The organism is Gordonia heveisoli, from assembly GCF_030315745.1.
GTDB lineage: Bacteria > Actinomycetota > Actinomycetes > Mycobacteriales > Mycobacteriaceae > Gordonia.
Window position 1 is genome coordinate 290,139 of the sequence record NZ_JASXSH010000002.1, and the last position, 17,513, is coordinate 307,651.

Here is a 17,513-nt window from a genome sequence, read left to right on the forward strand (position 1 = left end):
CCGATGAACCCTCTTGCCCCCGAACGCCTGACCCCCGACGACGACCTGTTCGTGCGGATGGAGCACGCTCTGGGCCTGCCGGTCACCAATCAGTGCGTCTGGCAGATCCCCGGCGACACCCCCGAACACGTCATCACCGATCTCGCCGACCGGCTGCGCCGCGGCCGTCTCAGCCGACTCGTCCGGCGGCGCCGGGTACCCGGCCGAGACCGGTGGATCCACACCCCGGGCGCCGGACGATTCCGGATGTCGCGTCAGCCGATCCCGGCCGGTGCGGAGGCCGCCTGGGCCCGCGATCGCGTCGACGAACCTCTTGACACCCGGCACGGACCGTCGTGGCGACTGACCACCGCGCCGTCGTCGGACGGCGAGTCGATCTTCGTGTCGCTCATCGTCTCCCACGTCGTCGCCGACGGCGGCGCGATCATGGCCGCGGTGTCCGAGGCGGTCGCGGGCATCGACTACGACGCGACCGACGCAGCCGGCGGGGTCATCGACAGCCTGCGCGACTCGGCGACGCTGATCGCCACGGCGGGCCGGATGGCCTTCGCCATGGCCGCCGACCGCTCGTCGAGCACCTCGCCCACCGCTCGGGCGGTGCCACCTCTCCTGACCACACCGTCCCCGACCATGCCGGGCGGGGACGCAGCATATGCACCGACCACCATCCGCACCATCGACGCCGCCGACTTCCGTCGGGCCGCACAGGACGCGGGTGGCACCGCCAATACCCTGTTCGTGGCGATCATGGTCGGGGTTCTCGAAGACAGCGGACGGGTCGCCCGCGGAACCACCATCGGTGTGTCACTACCGATGTCGGCACGCACCGACGGCGATCGCCGGGCCAACGCGACCACCGGGGTCACCGCCAGCGTCGAGGTGAGCGCCGACCGCTATCGCGATCTCGGTCCGCTGCGCACCGCCTGCAAGGAGGCCTACCGATCGGCTGCCGCGGGACCCGGTCCGACCGCCCGGCTGGGGATCGTCGCCCAGGCGCTCGGCGACCGGATGGTCGCCCGGCTGGCCGCCGGGCTCGGCGCACCCCTGTGCCTCGCGTCCAACCTCGGCGACCTCGACGACGACTTCGCATCGCTGGGCTCGGCGCTACCCGGCCCGGTCGCGATGCGGTCGGTCGCCGCCGTCGGCGACGGGGATCGACTGCGCCGCATGGCCGGCGGGGTCAGCGGCTGGGTATCGCAGAGCGCGGGCACGATCACCCTGTGCGCCACCTCCCTCGATCCGGACCGCATCACCGACGACGCCGCACTGACCGCCGCACTCGACGTCGAACTGGCCCGCTGGGGGTTGACCGCGGCAGGTTGGGGAGGCCGCCGTCCCGCGGCGGAAGAGGCGTTATGCGAATAGCTTTCGCTCTGCACGGTAGCCGCGGTGACGTCCAGCCGGCTCTCGCGGTGGCCGCCGCCCTCGATGCGCGCGGGCACCGCGTGTCGATCGCGGTGGCCGCCGACCTGGTGGAGATGATCGAACGCACCGGCCTGCCGACCCGCACACTGTGCCCGTCGACCGCCGAGTTGCTGGCCACCCCGTTGGTCGCCGAACGACTCAAATCCGCCAATCCGCGCACCCGCATGCAAGCCCTACGCGAGGTCGGGTCCTACGGGTCCGCGATGTCCGAACAGGTCATGGGTGAGCTCGCCGACGAGTCCGACGTGCTGGTCACCGGGCTACTCGCCCAGGAGCGGGCAGCGACCATCGCCGAGAGCCGTGGTATCGGATTCATCCCACTGCACTACTGCCCGGTCCGGGCCAACGCGGCGGTGTCACCCACCTACCGACGCCTGCCCCGCCCGGCCCGGGCCGCCCTGTGGTCCGTCGTCGACCACGGCTATTGGCTCAGCACGCGGGGCGACGACCGCGCGTTGCGCGTACGGCTCGGGCTGCCCGTCGCCGACCAGCCGCTGGGCCGACGATTGCGTTCGGCCGGCCGGCCCGAAGTGCAGGCCTACGACCCGGCACTCTTCGACGGACTCGCCACGGAGTGGGGAGACCAGCGTCCGTTCAGCGGATTCCTGGTGCCCGACGACATGACCCGGCGCGCCCTCAACGGCGACGACACCGCCACCATCGATGCCATCGCCTGGGCCGATACCGGCCCGCCGCCGGTGTATGTCGGATTCGGCAGCATGCCGGTACCTGCGGCCCGGATCGGCTCCATCGTCGGCCACCTGCGCGCCCGCGGGCTGCGGGTCATCGCCCACACCACGCATCACATCACCGAGGGCGACGGCGGCACCGACGATGCGGTGCTTGCGGTTGGAACCGGCCTCGACCATGAGCGGCTGCTGCCCCACTGTCATGGCGCGGTGCATCACGGCGGGGCCGGTACGACCGCGGCCGCGGCCCGTGCGGGCATCCCGTCGGTGATCGGATGGTTCAGTGCCGATCAACCGATGTGGGCGGGCGCGCTGGCCCGAGCCGGGGCCGGCCGCGGCGCGCGGCTCACCCGTCTGGCACCCACCGATCTGGATGCGCTCACCGATCCCGCCGTCATCGTCGCCGCACGCACCCTCGCGCGGCGACTCGTTCCGGTGGCCGAAGCCCGCGACACCGTCTGCCGAGTCATGCTCGAGTCAGCATAGGCCCACGATGCCGTCCGCCACAGTGAGCAACAACACGCACCCGTCGGTTGTGTGCCGCGACACAGAAATTCGGCCCGGCCAACTTTTTCTCATCGTGAAAACAATCGGCTGCCAGGTGATTTCATCTTGCGTTAACCAGCGCAAGAACAGGTTTCGCACTCGGACCGGAAGTCTGGTCAGACTCGGCCGCGCACCTTAGGCTCACGAACGAATGCAGTACGCATTCATCGTCCGTCTGTCGGTTGGGGGTAGACGGGCACCAGAATCGAAAAGTGTCAGACGAATCCGCTCACCGACGCGCGTTCGTCGGTCGATGCCATGCCGGCGATGTCCGCAACCCGCGGATCGCAAGCGGCACGACCGGTCTGACACTCATCTCGAGATACCCAACGACAGGCCGGAGAGTCCGCCATCGCGGCTCCGGCGCTGTCCCGCCATTGCACTAGCGCCAGAGGTATCAAGAACAGTGGAGTACACGGAGTTCGCCGACTATCCGACTCCTTCGGGGGTTATCACCGAGTGGATCCCTTCGACCGCGGAATCCGCCTGGGCCGACGATGATCGGCCGTTGTCGACCAATCACGCCGCACATCTCGCCCACACTCGCGACCACGACACGTCATGGATCGGCACCGCCTTCTACCTCGAGGGCACCCTCGATCCGAGAGCCTTCGCGACCACGCTGCGTCGATGGTTCGCACGCCACGAGACCTTCCGGACCACCGCGGTCGCGGCCGGCGACGGACTGCGCCGTCGGGTGCTGGACACCGGGTCGCTGGCCATCGATGTCCGCCGGTACGGCCGGGTCCGCTCCTCGCTGGACGTCTATCGCCACATCGAGGCCTTCCTCGCCTCCGAGGTGCGTGCGCACACCTGGCCGCACATCGTCTTCACCACAGTCGAACACGCCGCGCACGCCGACGACCGCGCCAACTGCGATCCGCAGACCACCGAGGGATTCACCGTCGTCTTCGGCGCCGACCATGCGGTGATGGATGCCTACACCCAGGTCGTGGCCATCGTCGAGCTCCGCGAGATCTATCGCGCGGTCGTCGCCGGAACCGAGCCGGCACTTCCCGGCTGCGGGTCCTTCGTCGACCACAGCGCCGCCGAGAGTCTGGCCGCCGCCGCACTCACCGTCGACCATCCGGCGGTGCGCGCCTGGGATGACTTCCTGAGCGCGGATACCGTTGCCGCACACTCGGGCAGCGACGCTGACCGGCTTCCGGCATTCCCGCTTCCGGTGGGGCCGAAGGAAACCGATCGCGCGGGTGGCACCACCCAGTCGAGCGTCTCGCTGTGGATTCTGCCGCGCGCACAGACCGAGGCGTTCAGCGCGGTCTGCAAGGCGTCGGGCAGTTCCGGTTCCACCGGCATCCTCACCGCGATCGGCATCGCGCTGGCCCGGCTCAGCGGCGACCGGGTCAATCGCTACATCATGCCGATGCATACCCGGACCTCCCCCGAGTGGTATCTCGCGGCGGGCTGGTTCGTGGGCCTGATCCCGGTGCACGACGACCTCGGTGCGGCCGAGTCCTTCACCACCGCACTCACCGGCACCGCCACCGCGTCGAAGGCGCACCGCGCCCTGGCCGCGCATTCCTTCGGCCGGGTGGCCGAACTTCTGGAGATCTCGCCCCGACCGCGTTTCGTGGTGTCCTACATCGACGGGCGGACCATCCCCGGTGCCGGCGAGTGGACCGCGCGCGACCGGGCGTTGCGCAGTCCGGTCCGGAGCGACGACGAGGTCTACCTGTGGATCAACCGCACGGCCGACGGCATCAACCTGTCCACCCGGTTCCCCGGCAACGACACGGCCAGCGCCTCGGTGCACGCATTCATCGCCGAGTTCTCCGCCGTGCTGCGTGAGGTCGCCGAGCACGGCGACGCACCGGTGATCGCCGATCCCGTGGTCGTCCGGACGGACGGCGGTGACCGGCGATGAGGATCGTGGCCCGACGTGAGTGGCATCCCGAAGCCGGCACCGTCGTCGACTGGGTACCGACCGCACGCACCATCAATGCGGCGAAAGGCGCTCCACCGCATCCGGTTCCGGTGTCTTTCCTACAGCGTGATCACATCACCGGCGTGCTGGCCGCCCGCGCCGAGGACCGACCGCATCGCGCCTACACCTGTGCCGCGGTCCAGGTACCCGGTCGGTTCGACGAGTCGCGGCTGACCGCGGCTCTGACCTCGTTCCTGCGCGATCATCCTGGCCTGCGCTGTGTCTTCCGCGCCGACGGCGAACAACTCACCCGTCATCTGATCGTTGCCGGCGACGTCGAGCTGACCACCGAGCATCCCGTGGTGGCCGACCGGGACATCGCCGCGCACATCGATGCCCGGCTGGCGCGGTCGGCCGTCTTCGACTCCTTCCCGGCCGTCGTCTTCGGTGCGGTCGTGCGTCACGACGGATTCGATCTGTACTTCGGCATCGACCATGCCTTCGGGGACGGCAGTTCCCAGGCCATCGGGATCGCCGACATCCTCGACCGCTATCACGGCGGCGCGGGGTTCCGGTCCGGCAGTCACATCGACCATGTGGCAACCGAATACGCGCTCGCCGGACAGATCGCGGAACGAGACGCCGAGGTGGCGGAATGGGCGGATGCCCTGCGGCCCACCGACGGTCGCCTACCCGGGTTCGCCCTCGATCTCGGACTCGAGCAGACTGCTGCCGGTCCGGTCCCCCAGCGGGTCCGGATTCGTCGTGCCCAACTCGCCGACGCCGAGGACACCGAGGCGATAGCGGCCGTCGCGGCGGCGGCCGGGACCGGGTTCACCGCCGCCGTCTACGCCGCCCTCGCCCTCGCCGACCGCGAACTCGGTGGGCGCGATCACTTCGCCACCGCGACAGTGCTGAGTACCCGGGGCAGCGCTGAACACCAGCTCGCTCAGGGCTGGTACTGCAATTTCGCCCCGGTCGCCTTCCCGGTACAGGGTGCGACGCTGCGGGAGGTGATCGGCGACGCCGCCGCCGGTCTGTCGCGAGCGCGCCGGTTGTCGGCGCTGCCCGCACACGCCGTGCTGGCCACCCTGATCGGGACGGGCCGGGTCGATCCGTCGGTGGCGGGCAGCCCACAGATGGTGTCCTACCTGGATTTCCGGTGGTTCCCGGCTCAACGCGAACTGTCCGACGCAGTGCTCTTCACCGGCGAGGGCCGCACCCGCAATGCGTCGCAATGGATCAGCCGCGACCACGACGGCTTGTGGATCGCCACCCAGTGTCCGGACAATCCGGTCGCCGGGGCTGCGGTCACCCGCTACTTCGACACGGTGCGGGCACATCTGACCGCCGCGCTCACCGCTCCCGTCGCGATCGGACTGGGCGCTTGAGGGTCACCGCGGTCGGACACGTCGAATTCCGCGGCGCCCTGGTGGAATTCGTCCTGGACTGGGCGGGAGAACCCGACCCGCAGGGCGCGCCGGTGTCCTTCAACCAGGGCAATCACCTCCGCCAGCACGCGACACCCGGCAGCCGGCCGGTGTGGCTGGCAGGCAGCGTCGAGCTGGCGGGCCCCGCCCTCCCCGACGGCGACGTCGCGGGAGTGGATATCGCCCGTGTCGCCACGGTGATCGGGCAGGTGATAGCCGAACAGGAGGCGCTCCGGCTGCGATTCCGTTGCGACCCGGAGCCCCGCCAGCATCTCTTCAGCCCCGACCAGCTACAGGTCACCCCGCGTCACGCCGGGATGGTGGACACCGATGATGTGGTGGCGCTGCTCAATTCGCGCTGTCATCCGCGGGCGAGTCCGGGTCTGTGCTTCGCGCTGGTCGGCACCACCCTGCTGTGCGGTTTCGACCATGCCCACGCCGACGCGTTGACGATCGACATCGTGCTGCGCCGCATCGTCGCCCTCTACCACGATCCGGCCACCCCGGCGCCGGTCGTCGCGGGGTTCGTCCAACGGTGCATCAGCGAGGATGCCCGTCCGACCATGAACGAATCTGCGGACCGGGCAGCGGGTTTCGCCACCTGGGAGCAGTTCTTCGCCGAGACCGGCGGCAAGGTTCCGCGCTTCCCACTACCGCTGGGCGACGTACCCGCCGCCACCGGTCAGGCGACTCACGTCCGGACGTTGCTCGCCGACGAGGACGCTGCGCACCTCGACGACGGCCTGTTCGCGGCCCTGCTGTCCGAACTCGCGGGCGCCGTCGCCGACCTCGGCGGTCCCGATCGGCTGGCTACGCTGATCCCCCTGCACACCCGCGGTCGGCGGGACTCCGGGTGGCATGCCACGGCAGGCTGGCTGGTGACCAACGCGCCGGTGGTCGTCGACGGCGGTGACCGGCCCGGCGCGCGGGCCGCGATACGGCGGGCGGTGGATGCCGCCGGTATCCCGCTCCCCGATGTGCTCGCCCGCTGCGCACCGCAACTCCCGGCGGGCGACCTGTTCATGGTGTCGTTCCTGGACTATCGCAAACTGGGTCCGGAACTTCGCGGCGGACAACATATCTCGGCCTGCTCGACCGCCGATGACGTACAGATCTGGTTCTCCCGCACGCACCGTGGACTCGACGTCCGGGTGCGGTATCCGGCGACCGCGACGGCCACAGCGGCCGTCGTCGGCCTCACCGATGCCCTCGCCCGGCGGCTTCGCCAACCGGTGCCGGTCTCGTAGCGGTCGGGCTACCCGACCGGGCCGCTGGGCGCCCGCCGCGACCCGGGCTGCTGGCGCGGCATCGAATTGCGCGGCACCGGATAGGGCGTACCGTGCCCGAGCGTCCCCAGCGCCACATTCGGACCACATTGGGCCAGCGAGTTCTTGGCCTGCGGTACCGGATCGCCGAATCGTGGCCGGGAGGCGTTGGGCCGACGCGCGAAGTCGAAGGTCGAGGTCATGTCGCCGGTCACGCTGCGGCGCCACGGTGTCAGGTTCGGCACCTCGACACCGAACCGCTTCTCCAGTAGGCGCAACTGCGAGGTGTGGTCGAAGGTCTCCGAGGCGACGAGACCACCTCGGCTGTAGGGCGAGATGACCAGACACGGCACCCGGTAGCCCAGCCCGATCGGTCCGCGGATTCCCTTCGACGACTTGACCTTTCCGATGTCGGGAACGCTCACGAACTCCCCCGGCGTGCGCGCGGGCGGGGTGGGCGGGGTGACATGGTCGAAGAATCCACCGTTTTCGTCGTAGCTGATGATCAGCGCGGTCTTCTCCCAGACCGCCGGATTCGAGGTGAGGATGTCGAGCAGTTGCACGATGCCGACCGCACCGAAGGAGGCAGGCAGCGCCGGGTGTTCGCAGGTGAACGCCGACGGCACCACCCACGACACCTTCGGAAGCCTACCGGTGCGCACATCCTCGGCGAAGCCCTGCGGATACACCGGGTCGATGCCGCGACGCGCCAGCTCCGACCGCGGATCACGGGCCTGCCGGAAGCAGCCCATCATGCCGTCGAGGATCACCGACGACACCGGTCCGATGTCGCGGTTGTTGTAGATCTTCCAGCTGACGCCGGCGTCGCGCAGATTCTCCGGCATCGTGCGCCACGAATAGGCGAACTTCGGGATGAGCGTAGGGGTTTCGAGCAGCGGTCCACCATGGCTGCCGTCCGGGTCGATGGTCGCGCTCATCCAGTACAGCCGATTCGGGTCGGTGGGCCCCAGCACCGAGCAGTGGTAGTTGTCGCACAGGGTGAACGCCTCGGCCAGCGACCGATGTACGGGTATGTCGGCGCGTTCGTAGTAGCCCATCAGCGCGGGCGCGTTGGCTGCGCCCACCGCCTCGACCGACATCGGCAGCCAGCCGTCGTTGCGACCACCGTTCCACGCGCGGTGCATACCCGCCCACGAATGATCGGGGTCGTTGATGCACTCGCCATCCAACCGGGTGTCGTGGCGGGTGTCGAGGCGGAACGGCAGCGTGTACCCCGTGCGCGTGGGCCCGACACCCGGCGCCCAGCCGTACTGCTTCCACACCGAGGACTGGTCGCCGAAACCCCGAACTCCTGAATAGGTGCCGAAATAGTGGTCGAAGGACCGGTTCTCCTGCATGAACAGCACGATGTGCTCGATGTCGTTCAGCGATCCGGTGCCTGCCGGGTCGGCCGAGGCGTAGGCCTTGTCGATGATCGGCGCCGCCCACGAGGTCAGCAGCGCCCCACCACCGGCGGCGGTGACCCGGGCGAGGAAGTCGCGTCGTGACAATCCCCCGAAAAGCTGCTCGGAACGGGTCTCCTCGGACAAGCCGGCCTCCTGACCACGATGCGTACTGGGCGCGGTCAGTCTACGACCGATGGTTGTCCGCGCGGTGGCGAAAACGTGGTCGGCCGATGAAATTCGGGCTCACTGTTCGTCGGGCCTGCTGTCGTCGCGTGCAGCGGGTAGCAGCGGGTCGAGCGCGCTGACCGCGATCCCGTAGGGCAGGAACCGCACCCGGCGTTTCGGGTCGGTGTTGGTCTGATGGGCGCGCAAGGCGTCGAGTTCGGTGGCGTAGACCTGTTCGACACGGGCACCGCCGTCTTCGTCGACGACGAACACCGCCCACACCCCGGCACCGCTGTCCCCGGCGGTCGCGGGGTCACCGCGCCGCCGTGTCCGGGTTCGGCCGTCGTCGAAGAACGACGAGAAAGCCGAGGTCGACTGCCCTTCGAAGAGTTTTCCGAAGATCTCCCGCAAACCGTCCTGCGCCTCCCGCGCGAATCGGTCGAAGTCTTCAGGTCCGAAGCCGAATGGCCCGTTCGAGGAATGCCGATCGTCGGTCATGGCGTGATCCTTCCGCCGGTTGCGGTACGCGCCGGGAAGCTGAGCACGGCGTCTGACCCCAGTGTCCGCAGAAATCGGCCCGCTCGCCACCACCGGTCGCCGATGCCGCCGACTCACCGCGCGTCCTACCACTCATCGTGAGCCAAACTCCCCGGCACCGGCGGATATCTGGCAACCTTCCCCCAATGCGGGTGGGGGTACACAGGACGTCGCCGGGCGCCGGATTCCGGCGACCCGTCACCCGAGTGGCGCTACCGCTACTCGCCGCGCTCGCACTGCTGACGGGCGCGATGCATTCTCCGGCCGCCGACGCGACCCCAACCACCACCGCCGAGGTCAACGCCCTGGCGGGGCGCTGCGTCGCCCTGTCTCACCAGGGTGGTCCGCTCGGTACCGGCTCGGGTCCGTTCCGCGTGCGGGCCGCGGGCCTGGGGCGGTTCCTGTTCTACGGCACGGACGCGCGGCTGCTCAGTGCCGGTCCACGCGGATCGGTTGCGGTGGAGCCGAGGCCGACCTCGCGATCCATCTGGGCCGCGACCGGTTCGGCCGCGGGCATCACCCTGCGATCGGGCGCCGTCGAACTCCACGGGGTGCAATCGCGAGCGGCCACCGGATGCCGGAACTTTCCGGATGCCGAACTCGATGTGGACGGCGCACCGTTCACCGGTGTCGACGGTGACGGCAACCTGCGCGGATTCGTCGATTCCCACGCCCACCTGATGTCCGAACAGTTCCTCGGCGGCGAATTCCATTGCGGCGCGCCCTATAGCCCACTCGGGGTCACCGTCGCCCTGCGGGACTGTCCCGACCACGGTCGCGACGGCGTCCTCGCGGTCGGCGAACAGGTCCTCAGCCGACCGGGACCACACGACACCGTGGGTTGGCCGACCTTCCGCGACTGGCCGCGCTGGGATTCCCTGACCCACGAGCAGACGTACTACCGCTGGATCGAGCGCGCGTGGCGGTCCGGCCTGCGCATGATCGACAACTACTACGTCCAGAACCGCGTGCTCTGCGAGAACTACCCGCTACGCGATCAGCCGTGCGACGAGATGGAATCGATCCGCATCCAGCACCGCATGCTGCTCGGTCTGCGCGACTACATCGACGCGCAGGCCGGCGGTCCCGGCCGCGGGTTCCTGCGCATCGTGACCACCGCGGCGCAGGCCCGCCGAGTCGTCGCCGCGGGCAAACTCGCCGTCACCCTCGGCATCGAGGTCGCCGAACCGTTCGGATGCCGCGAGGGTGCCCCCGGCCGGCCCGCCGCCTGTGACCGCGCAGCCATCGACCGTGGGCTCGACGAATTGCGTGCCCTGGGGATCCGGCAGGTGATCCTGACCCATAAATTCGACAACGCGCTCGGCGGCACCCGGTTTGATCAGGGCGCCACCGGTGTCGCGGTCAACGCCGGGCAGCAACTGTCCACCGGACATCCGTGGGTGACCCAGCCGTGCCCCACCGACCAGCACGACAACCCCGTCGTCGGCTATCCCCGTAACGCCTGCAACGTCCGGGGATTGACCGCCCTCGGCGAGTACACGGTGCGCGCGATCATCGCGCGACGCATGATCGTCGACGTCGACCACCTGAGCGTCAAATCTGCCACCCGGGTCCTCGACATCATTGCCGCACACCACTATCCGGGAGTCGTGTCGTCACACAGCTGGACCGACAAGACGAACTACCGGCGCATCCTCACCGCGGGTGGCGCGGTCGGCCTGTTCGCCACCCCCGCCGAAGCCGAGCCCGGTGAGGTCGGCCGCCACGGCGACCTGCCACCAGACTTCCTGTCCGCGTGGCGGATCCTGCGCGCCCAGCGCGATCCCCGGTTCTACTTCGGAGTGGGGTTCGGACCGGATATGGGCGGGCTGGGCAAACAGGCCCACCCGCGCCCGTCCGCCACGCGCACACCCGTCGTCTACCCCTTCCTCGCCGCTGATGGCCGCACCCGGATCTGGCGGCAGGTGACCGGCCGCCGGGTCTTCGACGTCAATCGCGATGGAACCGCCCATTACGGACTACTTCCTGATTGGATCGAGAGCCTGCGCGTGCAGGCCGGTGCGGACGGCCCGCGACTCGTCGGCGATCTGTTCGCCGCCGCCGAGGCCTACGTCCGGATGTGGGAGCGGGTGGAAGGATCTCGATGAGTGCAGGCGAACCCCCGGCACGGGTTCGGCGGCCGGTGTTCGCGGCCTATGCCGCGGGCAGTGTCGGCACCGGCGGTTTCGGCGTACTACCCGGGCTGGTCCTCGCCTACTACCTGACCGACACACTCGGCGTCGCCGCACTGGTCGCGGCGGCCGTCGTCCTGCTCCCCAAACTCATCGACATAGCCGTCAATCCACTCATCGGCACCCGCAGCGATCACGCACGCCGGACCCGCGGTCGACGCAGCGGCGGCATGTTGGTCGGCGCCGTCGCACTCGCCCCGCTGTTCGTGCTGACCTTCTGCGCCCGCCCCGGTTGGCCCGAGTGGGTCGGCGCGATCTGGGTGCTCGTGTTCTTCTCCCTCGCCGCGGTCGCGTACGCGCTGTTTCAGGTGCCCTACGTGGCGTTGCCCGCCGAACTGACCGGTGACTACCACGAACGGACCCGTCTGGTCGCCGCCCGGATCGCGGTGCTCGCGGTGACCATCTTGCTCGTCGGTGCGGGCGCCCCCGCCATCCGAGATGCGATCGGCGGCACCGCGGGTTATCTCGTGATGGCGGTGGCCGCGGGCGTGGTGATCTCCGGCGGCATGCTCGCGGCCACCCTCGGCGCGGCCCGCCGTTCCGGCACCGCCGAGCGGGCCGAGGGAGCCGCCGAACACGGATACCGGCATGCCGTGCAGGCCTGGCGCACCAGTCGCCGGTTCCGCGCCTTGCTCGCCGTCTACGTGGTCCAAGCGTTGGCCAGCGCGGTCATGCTGGCCGCGGCCCAGTATGTCGCCACCTACGTCCTCGACGACTCGGGGGCACTCACGCTTCTGTTCGTCGCGCTGGTCGCACCGGCGATCGTGGTGATGCCCGCCTGGTATCGGTTCGGGCACAGGTACGGCAAGGAACGTGGGCTGCTCGCCGCCTCCGCCTTCTTCATCGTCGGCTCCGCGGCGCTCCTGCCCGCCGCCGCCGGACCCGGCGGTTGGATGTTGGCCGCGGTGGCCGTCGCCGGCGTCGGGTACGCGGGTATGCAGACCTTCCCGCTCGCGCTGCTCCCCGACGTCATCGACGAATATTCGGCGCAGGCCGGCGAGGATCGCGGTGGCGCCATGTCGGGATTGTGGACGGCTGGTGAGACGGTGGGCCTGGCCATCGGCCCCGCCGCGTTCCTCGGCATCCTGGGCGCGACCGGTTTCGTCTCGTCCACCGGCGACGAGCACGCCGACCAGCCCACCACCGCCCTCGTCGGCATCGTCACCGGATTCTCCGCCGTACCGGCGCTGCTCGTGGCCACCGGGGTGGTCATCCTCATCCGCGGCTTCGGCCTGCATCCGCCGACGCGCACCGCCCCCGAATCCGCCCCCGACGCCGTGCCGCAGCGTCCGGTCACGAAGGGATCCCGTCCATGACCACCCCACCACAGCGATCGGCGGCCGAGATCCTCGCCGAACTCGACGACCTCCGCGCCGCGGACGCCCCCACCCATGGCGGCCGCATCCTCGCCTACGTCTACGACGCCGGCCGGTCCGAACTCGACGACCTGGCGGCCGCCGCGATCGCCCGCGTCCAGCCGGTGAACGCACTGGACCCGACCGTCTTCGAATCGGTGGCGGCGATGGAGCGTGAGCTGATCACTTTCGGGCGCAACATCTTCCACGCAGCCCACGCGGTCGGGACGGTGACCTCGGGCGGCACCGAGAGCTGCATCCTCGCGGTCAAGGCGGCCCGCGACGCCGCCGGCCTTGCACCCGGGACCGGATCAGTCGTGCTGCCCTCCACCGCCCATGCGGCGTTCACCAAGGCGGCGAACCTGCTCGGTGTCCGCGCGATCCGACTCAGCGTGAACCCGCAGACCTCCGTTCCGACACCCGAATCCGTCGCCGCCGCGATCTGCGACGACACCTTCCTCCTCGTCGCCTCCGCACCCAACTATCCGACCGGCTGCATCGACCCGATCGAGGCATTCGGCCGCATCGCGGGCGAACGGGGCATCGCGCTGCACGTCGACGCCTGCCTGGGCGGTTTCGCGCTGCCCTGGTGGGGTGCGGACACCCCGGCCTGGGATTTCCGGGTGGCCGGGGTCACCAGTCTCTCGGCCGACCTCCACAAGTACGGCTACACCCCCAAGGGCGCCTCGCTGCTGCTGCACACCGACCGCGATCGGCATCGCGCCCAGTACTTCTCCACCACCGATTGGCCGGGCTATCCGGTGGTCAATCCGACGCTGCTCGGTTCGCGGTCCGCCGCAGGCATCGCGTCGTCCTGGGCGATCACCCGCTTCCTGGGCACCGACGGATTCGCCGAGTTGGTGGCCGCCACCCGCGACGCGTCGCAGTCGCTGATCGCGGCCGTCGACGCGATCGACGGACTGCGCGTCGTCGGCTCACCGACCGGGCCGGTGTTCGCGGTCGCCGCCGACCCCACCGCCGACGTACCCGTCGATCCGCACCGGTGGGCAGCGGCCGTCGCCGAGCGGGGCTTCACGCTCCAGATGCAGCCTGCTTACACCCAGCCCGACGGGACGGATCTGCCTGCGACCACCCACCTCACGGTGACCCCGGTCACGGCTACCGTGCGCACCGATCTCGTCGACGCCTGTCGCCGCGCCGCGGACGCGGTGCGTGGCCAAGCCGCCGCGAAACCTCCTGCCGCCCTGTCTGATCTGGCCGCCGCCTTCGCCGACGGAACACTCGCCGTCGCCGATGTACTGGCTCTGCCGAGTGAGGCCACCGAAGCCGCGCTGGTCGCCGCCGGGATCGATCCCCACGCACGCGGCGGCCCGCTGGACATGGCCGCGATCATCGCCGCCGTGCACACCCTCCCCCGCCCTGTCACCGCGAAGATGCTGACCGAGTTCCTGGCCGCCTTCACCAACCCGTGAGCCCACGGCTCAATGCGCGACCCAGGCCAGCACGCGGTCGACCGGCCAGGTGGTGACTATTCGATCGACGTCGATCCCCAGACGGTCGGCACGTTCGGCTCCGAGCGACTTGAACTCCAACTGTCCGGGGGCGTGGGCGTCGGAGTCGATGGCGAACAGGCAGCCGGCGTCGCGGGCCAGGACCAGGAGGTCGTCGGGCGGATCGACCCGCTCGGGACGAGAATTGATCTCCACCGCGGTACCCGATGCCGCGCAGGCTGCGAACACCTCGGCGGCGTCGAAACGAGACTGCGGCCGGGTGCCCCGACCACCGGTGATCAGTCGGCCGGTGCAGTGGCCCAGCACATTCACCCGCGGATCGGTGACAGCGGCGAGCAGCCGCCGGGTCATCGATGGCTCGTCCATACGGAGTTTCGAGTGCACCGACGCCGTCACCACATCCAGTCGGTCGAGCAGCGTGCGGTCCTGATCGAGGGTCCCGTCGTCGAGGATGTCCACCTCGATGCCGGTCAATACGGTCAACCCGACATCCGATTCGTCGAGTGCCGCAATGGTGTCCATCTGCCGGGTCAGTCGCTCGGCGCTGAGTCCGTTGGCGACCGTCAGCCGTGGCGAATGGTCGGTGACCGCCAGCCATCGGTGCCCCAATGCCGCTGCCGCGTCCAGCATCTCGGTCAGCGGTGCCCCGCCGTCACTCCAGTCGGTGTGCGCGTGCAGGTCGCCGACGATCTGTTCGGCGAGCCGCTCACCACCACTGGTCAGGGGTTGCTGGTCACGCTGCAGGTCGGCCAGATACTCCGGCATCTCGCCGCGCAGCGCCGCGGTGATGACCGACGCCGTGCGCGCGCCGATCCCGCGGATCTCGGTGAGGCTGCCCGAGGCCGCCCGGTGGCCGAGTTCGGCAGGACCGAGCTCCGACGCCGCGACGGCCGCACGCCGGAAGGCCTCCACCCGGTAAGAATTCGCCCGGGTGCGTTCGAGTAACCACGCGATCCGCGTCAGGGCCGTCACCGGATCGGTGGGCGGCACAAGCGGATCGAAGGTTCTCATGGTTGTCGCTGGTCCCCCGTGGATGCCGCCTCACCTGCGGCCTCATCAGCGGCCTGCGCCGCGGCCAGCCGCTCATGCAGTCGACCGCGCACATCGTCGGCGCTGTAGGAAGTCCTCTTCCGCTGGTCGCGGGCAACCACCGCACCACCGGCGGCAACCCCGACCGCCCCGGCCAAACCCAGCCATTTCCACACGCTACGCATGCCCATCAGGGTAGTCGGTGGACTACTCTGCATCCGTGGATCCACGACGCGCGACCGGCGCCATCAGCCTCGACGAAGCGCTCGATTCGACGCGCACCGGCGACATCTGGCTGTTTCGCGGGCATTCCGGTCCCGACCGCGCGATCCGTACGCTCACCAACTCGCCGGTGAACCATGTCGCGATGACTGTCGCCGTCGATGACCTACCTCCGTTGATGTGGCATGCCGAACTCGGCGACAAACTTCTCGATGTCTGGACCGGCGATCATCACCGCGGGGTCCAACTCCACTACGCCCGAGAGGCCGTGGAGCAGTGGATGATCAAGTATGACCAGCGCTGCTGGATCCGGCAGCTGAGTCCCGATGTCACGGCCGCGCAGGAGGATGCCCTGTTGCGCGCGATCGCCCGGCTCGACGGGACACCGTTCCCGTCGACGGCCCGGCTGGCCACCCGCTGGTTCCGCGGCCGGATCCCGACCAGTGTCGACGTCGTCCGTGGTATCCCGGTGCTGGAGCGGAAGGCGCGCGAACGACAGTCCCGGCGACAGGAACACGCCCCCGGCCTGGAGGCCGCCTACTGTGCCGAGGTCGTCGCGATCACCTATGCCGACATGGGGCTGATCGACGCGGGCAAACACTCCAACTGGTTTGACCCTGGCCGATTCTGGAGCGGCGACCGCCTACCCCTGGTCGCCGATTTCCGCCTCGCCGACGAGGTCGAGGTAAAGCTCTGACCTGTACGCCGGCTAACTGAACGCAGCCTCGACCTCGTCACGATCGAGTTCGGGATCGGTTCCGAGCACGTAGGTCGGGAGGGTGTGCGGGACCGTCGTCCCGGCCGCGACCCGGCGCCGCGCCGCCGCGAATTCGGGAGCTTCGCCCATGCTGAGGTGCACACCGTTGATGGCCGCCCATACGGCACTGCGCCGGGCGCGACGTTCGACGGGATTCGGACGCTGATGGAGGACAAGTTTGGCGGCCCACGTCGGCATCGTGTCCCGGATGGCCCAATCCACCGCCGCCTGAGCGGGATTGGTGATGTTGCTGCCGGTGGCGGCGGCGTTACCGTAGGTCAGGCCGAGTTTGGGCAGATACTCCTTGAGGCACTCCAGGGTGTCGGCCTTGGTCTCCGGCAGATCCGTACCACCGAGCGCGTGACCGACCCGGACGAACTCGCGGTAGTACCGTTCCAGATCATCACCCCGCAACGGCTTCGGGTGGTAGATCTCGTGTGCGGTGGCGATACCCCAGACGACGGTCGCATAGTTCCAGCGCAGCCACGCCGGATCGTCGGCGTCATAGGCCAACCCGTCGGGCCGCACACCCTTGATCGTGTGATGCATCGCGCGCACCGTCCGTGCGAGACGTTCAGCGGTCTCGGTCGAGCCATAGGCCGTACCCATGAAGAAGGCGAGCGAGTGCCCGAGCCGGATATTCGCACCCTCCGGGTCCACCCGGACCGGCGCATCAGGCGAGTCCGCCCTGGTCACCAGCCGTGAATGGTGCATGCCCATCCAGTAGATACTGGGGTCCAGTCGCTCCAGGTACGACGCGCACTGCAACCCGAACAGCAATGCCGGGGTATGCGAGTGGACGTACCAGGTGGCACTGTCGGGGCCGAACCAGCCCGGATCTCCAGCCGGATTCTCGAAATCCATCCCGCGGAAGAACTTGGTTCGGATGTTCTCGTCGAATCGGTCGTTGAGCCATCTCCCGATGACCTGGTGTGGCAGGCCGATCGGCACCGCGGGCAGTTTCGGAATCCGTACCGCATCGATCTTCGGGATCCGCACCGGCGACATCGACAGCAGGTCAACAGACAGCGACATGACACACCCTCCCGTGTGGTGACAGGTGTACCCAGAATAGATCATTCTGGGAACACCTGTCACCAAATATCCGTTCACGATTGTCGACAGCCGTATGCTGAGG

Annotated in this window: 14 protein-coding genes; 9 read left to right on the forward strand and 5 right to left on the reverse strand. The window is 69.3% G+C overall.

The genetic code is table 11. The features are described from left to right. Positions 1 to 3: 3 nt before the first annotated feature. The 5 genes from QSJ18_RS03025 (at position 4) to QSJ18_RS03045 (ending at position 7,222) form a co-directional block, all read left to right on the forward strand. The gene (locus tag QSJ18_RS03025; RefSeq protein ID WP_286324730.1) at positions 4 to 1,365 is read left to right on the forward strand and encodes a hypothetical protein; all 1,362 of its coding nucleotides are present in this window, start codon (positions 4 to 6) and stop codon (positions 1,363 to 1,365) included. Then, positions 1,356 to 2,600, forward strand: a complete 1,245-nt coding sequence (locus QSJ18_RS03030) for a nucleotide disphospho-sugar-binding domain-containing protein (protein WP_286324731.1) — start codon at positions 1,356 to 1,358, stop codon at positions 2,598 to 2,600. Before QSJ18_RS03025 ends, QSJ18_RS03030 begins: the two co-directional genes overlap by 10 nt. 466 nt (positions 2,601 to 3,066) lie before the next feature. Beyond that, positions 3,067 to 4,545 (forward strand): condensation domain-containing protein, encoded by a 1,479-nt coding sequence (locus QSJ18_RS03035; protein WP_286324732.1) that lies wholly within the window; start codon positions 3,067 to 3,069, stop codon positions 4,543 to 4,545. Next, positions 4,542 to 5,936 (forward strand): condensation domain-containing protein, encoded by a 1,395-nt coding sequence (locus QSJ18_RS03040; RefSeq protein ID WP_286324733.1) that lies wholly within the window; start codon positions 4,542 to 4,544, stop codon positions 5,934 to 5,936. The genes QSJ18_RS03035 and QSJ18_RS03040 overlap by 4 nt, the downstream gene beginning before the upstream one ends. Further along, on the forward strand, positions 5,933 to 7,222 hold the full coding sequence (locus QSJ18_RS03045) for a condensation domain-containing protein (protein ID WP_286324734.1): 1,290 nt from the start codon (positions 5,933 to 5,935) through the stop codon (positions 7,220 to 7,222). The genes QSJ18_RS03040 and QSJ18_RS03045 overlap by 4 nt, the downstream gene beginning before the upstream one ends. Positions 7,223 to 7,230: 8 nt before the next feature. Here QSJ18_RS03045 and QSJ18_RS03050 read toward each other — a convergent pair whose 3' ends face one another. Together QSJ18_RS03050 and QSJ18_RS03055 are read right to left on the reverse strand one after the other, a co-directional pair. Further along, complete coding sequence (locus QSJ18_RS03050) at positions 7,231 to 8,790, reverse strand: phospholipase C (RefSeq protein WP_286324735.1); 1,560 nt, start codon at positions 8,788 to 8,790, stop codon at positions 7,231 to 7,233. A gap of 99 nt (positions 8,791 to 8,889) precedes the next feature. Beyond that, entirely contained in the window at positions 8,890 to 9,309 is a 420-nt protein-coding gene (locus QSJ18_RS03055) for a hypothetical protein (RefSeq protein ID WP_286324737.1), read from the reverse strand. Positions 9,310 to 9,494: 185 nt separating this feature from the next. On the opposite strand from QSJ18_RS03055, the gene QSJ18_RS03060 reads away from it, so the two are divergent. From QSJ18_RS03060 to QSJ18_RS03070, 3 genes are read left to right on the forward strand one after another with little or no spacing between them, the layout of a single operon-like run. Next, entirely contained in the window at positions 9,495 to 11,456 is a 1,962-nt protein-coding gene (locus QSJ18_RS03060) for an amidohydrolase family protein (protein ID WP_462475970.1), read from the forward strand. Beyond that, entirely contained in the window at positions 11,453 to 12,856 is a 1,404-nt protein-coding gene (locus QSJ18_RS03065; RefSeq protein WP_286324738.1) for an MFS transporter, read from the forward strand. Before QSJ18_RS03060 ends, QSJ18_RS03065 begins: the two co-directional genes overlap by 4 nt. After that, positions 12,853 to 14,328, forward strand: coding sequence for a pyridoxal phosphate-dependent decarboxylase family protein (locus tag QSJ18_RS03070; RefSeq protein WP_286324741.1), 1,476 nt, complete (start codon positions 12,853 to 12,855; stop codon positions 14,326 to 14,328). Before QSJ18_RS03065 ends, QSJ18_RS03070 begins: the two co-directional genes overlap by 4 nt. Positions 14,329 to 14,337: 9 nt before the next feature. Here QSJ18_RS03070 and QSJ18_RS03075 read toward each other — a convergent pair whose 3' ends face one another. Beyond that, positions 14,338 to 15,378: a PHP domain-containing protein gene (locus QSJ18_RS03075; protein ID WP_286324742.1), complete on the reverse strand. Its 1,041-nt coding sequence runs from the start codon at positions 15,376 to 15,378 to the stop codon at positions 14,338 to 14,340. Continuing rightward, positions 15,375 to 15,581, reverse strand: coding sequence for a hypothetical protein (locus tag QSJ18_RS03080; RefSeq protein WP_286324743.1), 207 nt, complete (start codon positions 15,579 to 15,581; stop codon positions 15,375 to 15,377). The genes QSJ18_RS03075 and QSJ18_RS03080 overlap by 4 nt, the downstream gene beginning before the upstream one ends. Positions 15,582 to 15,616: 35 nt before the next feature. Here QSJ18_RS03080 and QSJ18_RS03085 point away from each other — a divergent pair, with 35 nt between their 5' ends. Further along, positions 15,617 to 16,315 (forward strand): guanylate cyclase, encoded by a 699-nt coding sequence (locus QSJ18_RS03085; RefSeq protein ID WP_286324744.1) that lies wholly within the window; start codon positions 15,617 to 15,619, stop codon positions 16,313 to 16,315. A 12-nt stretch (positions 16,316 to 16,327) separates the two neighbouring features. Here the strand turns inward: QSJ18_RS03085 and QSJ18_RS03090 are convergent, their stop codons facing one another. Continuing rightward, on the reverse strand, positions 16,328 to 17,383 hold the full coding sequence (locus QSJ18_RS03090) for an oxygenase MpaB family protein (RefSeq protein WP_286324841.1): 1,056 nt from the start codon (positions 17,381 to 17,383) through the stop codon (positions 16,328 to 16,330). Positions 17,384 to 17,513: the final 130 nt, after the last annotated feature.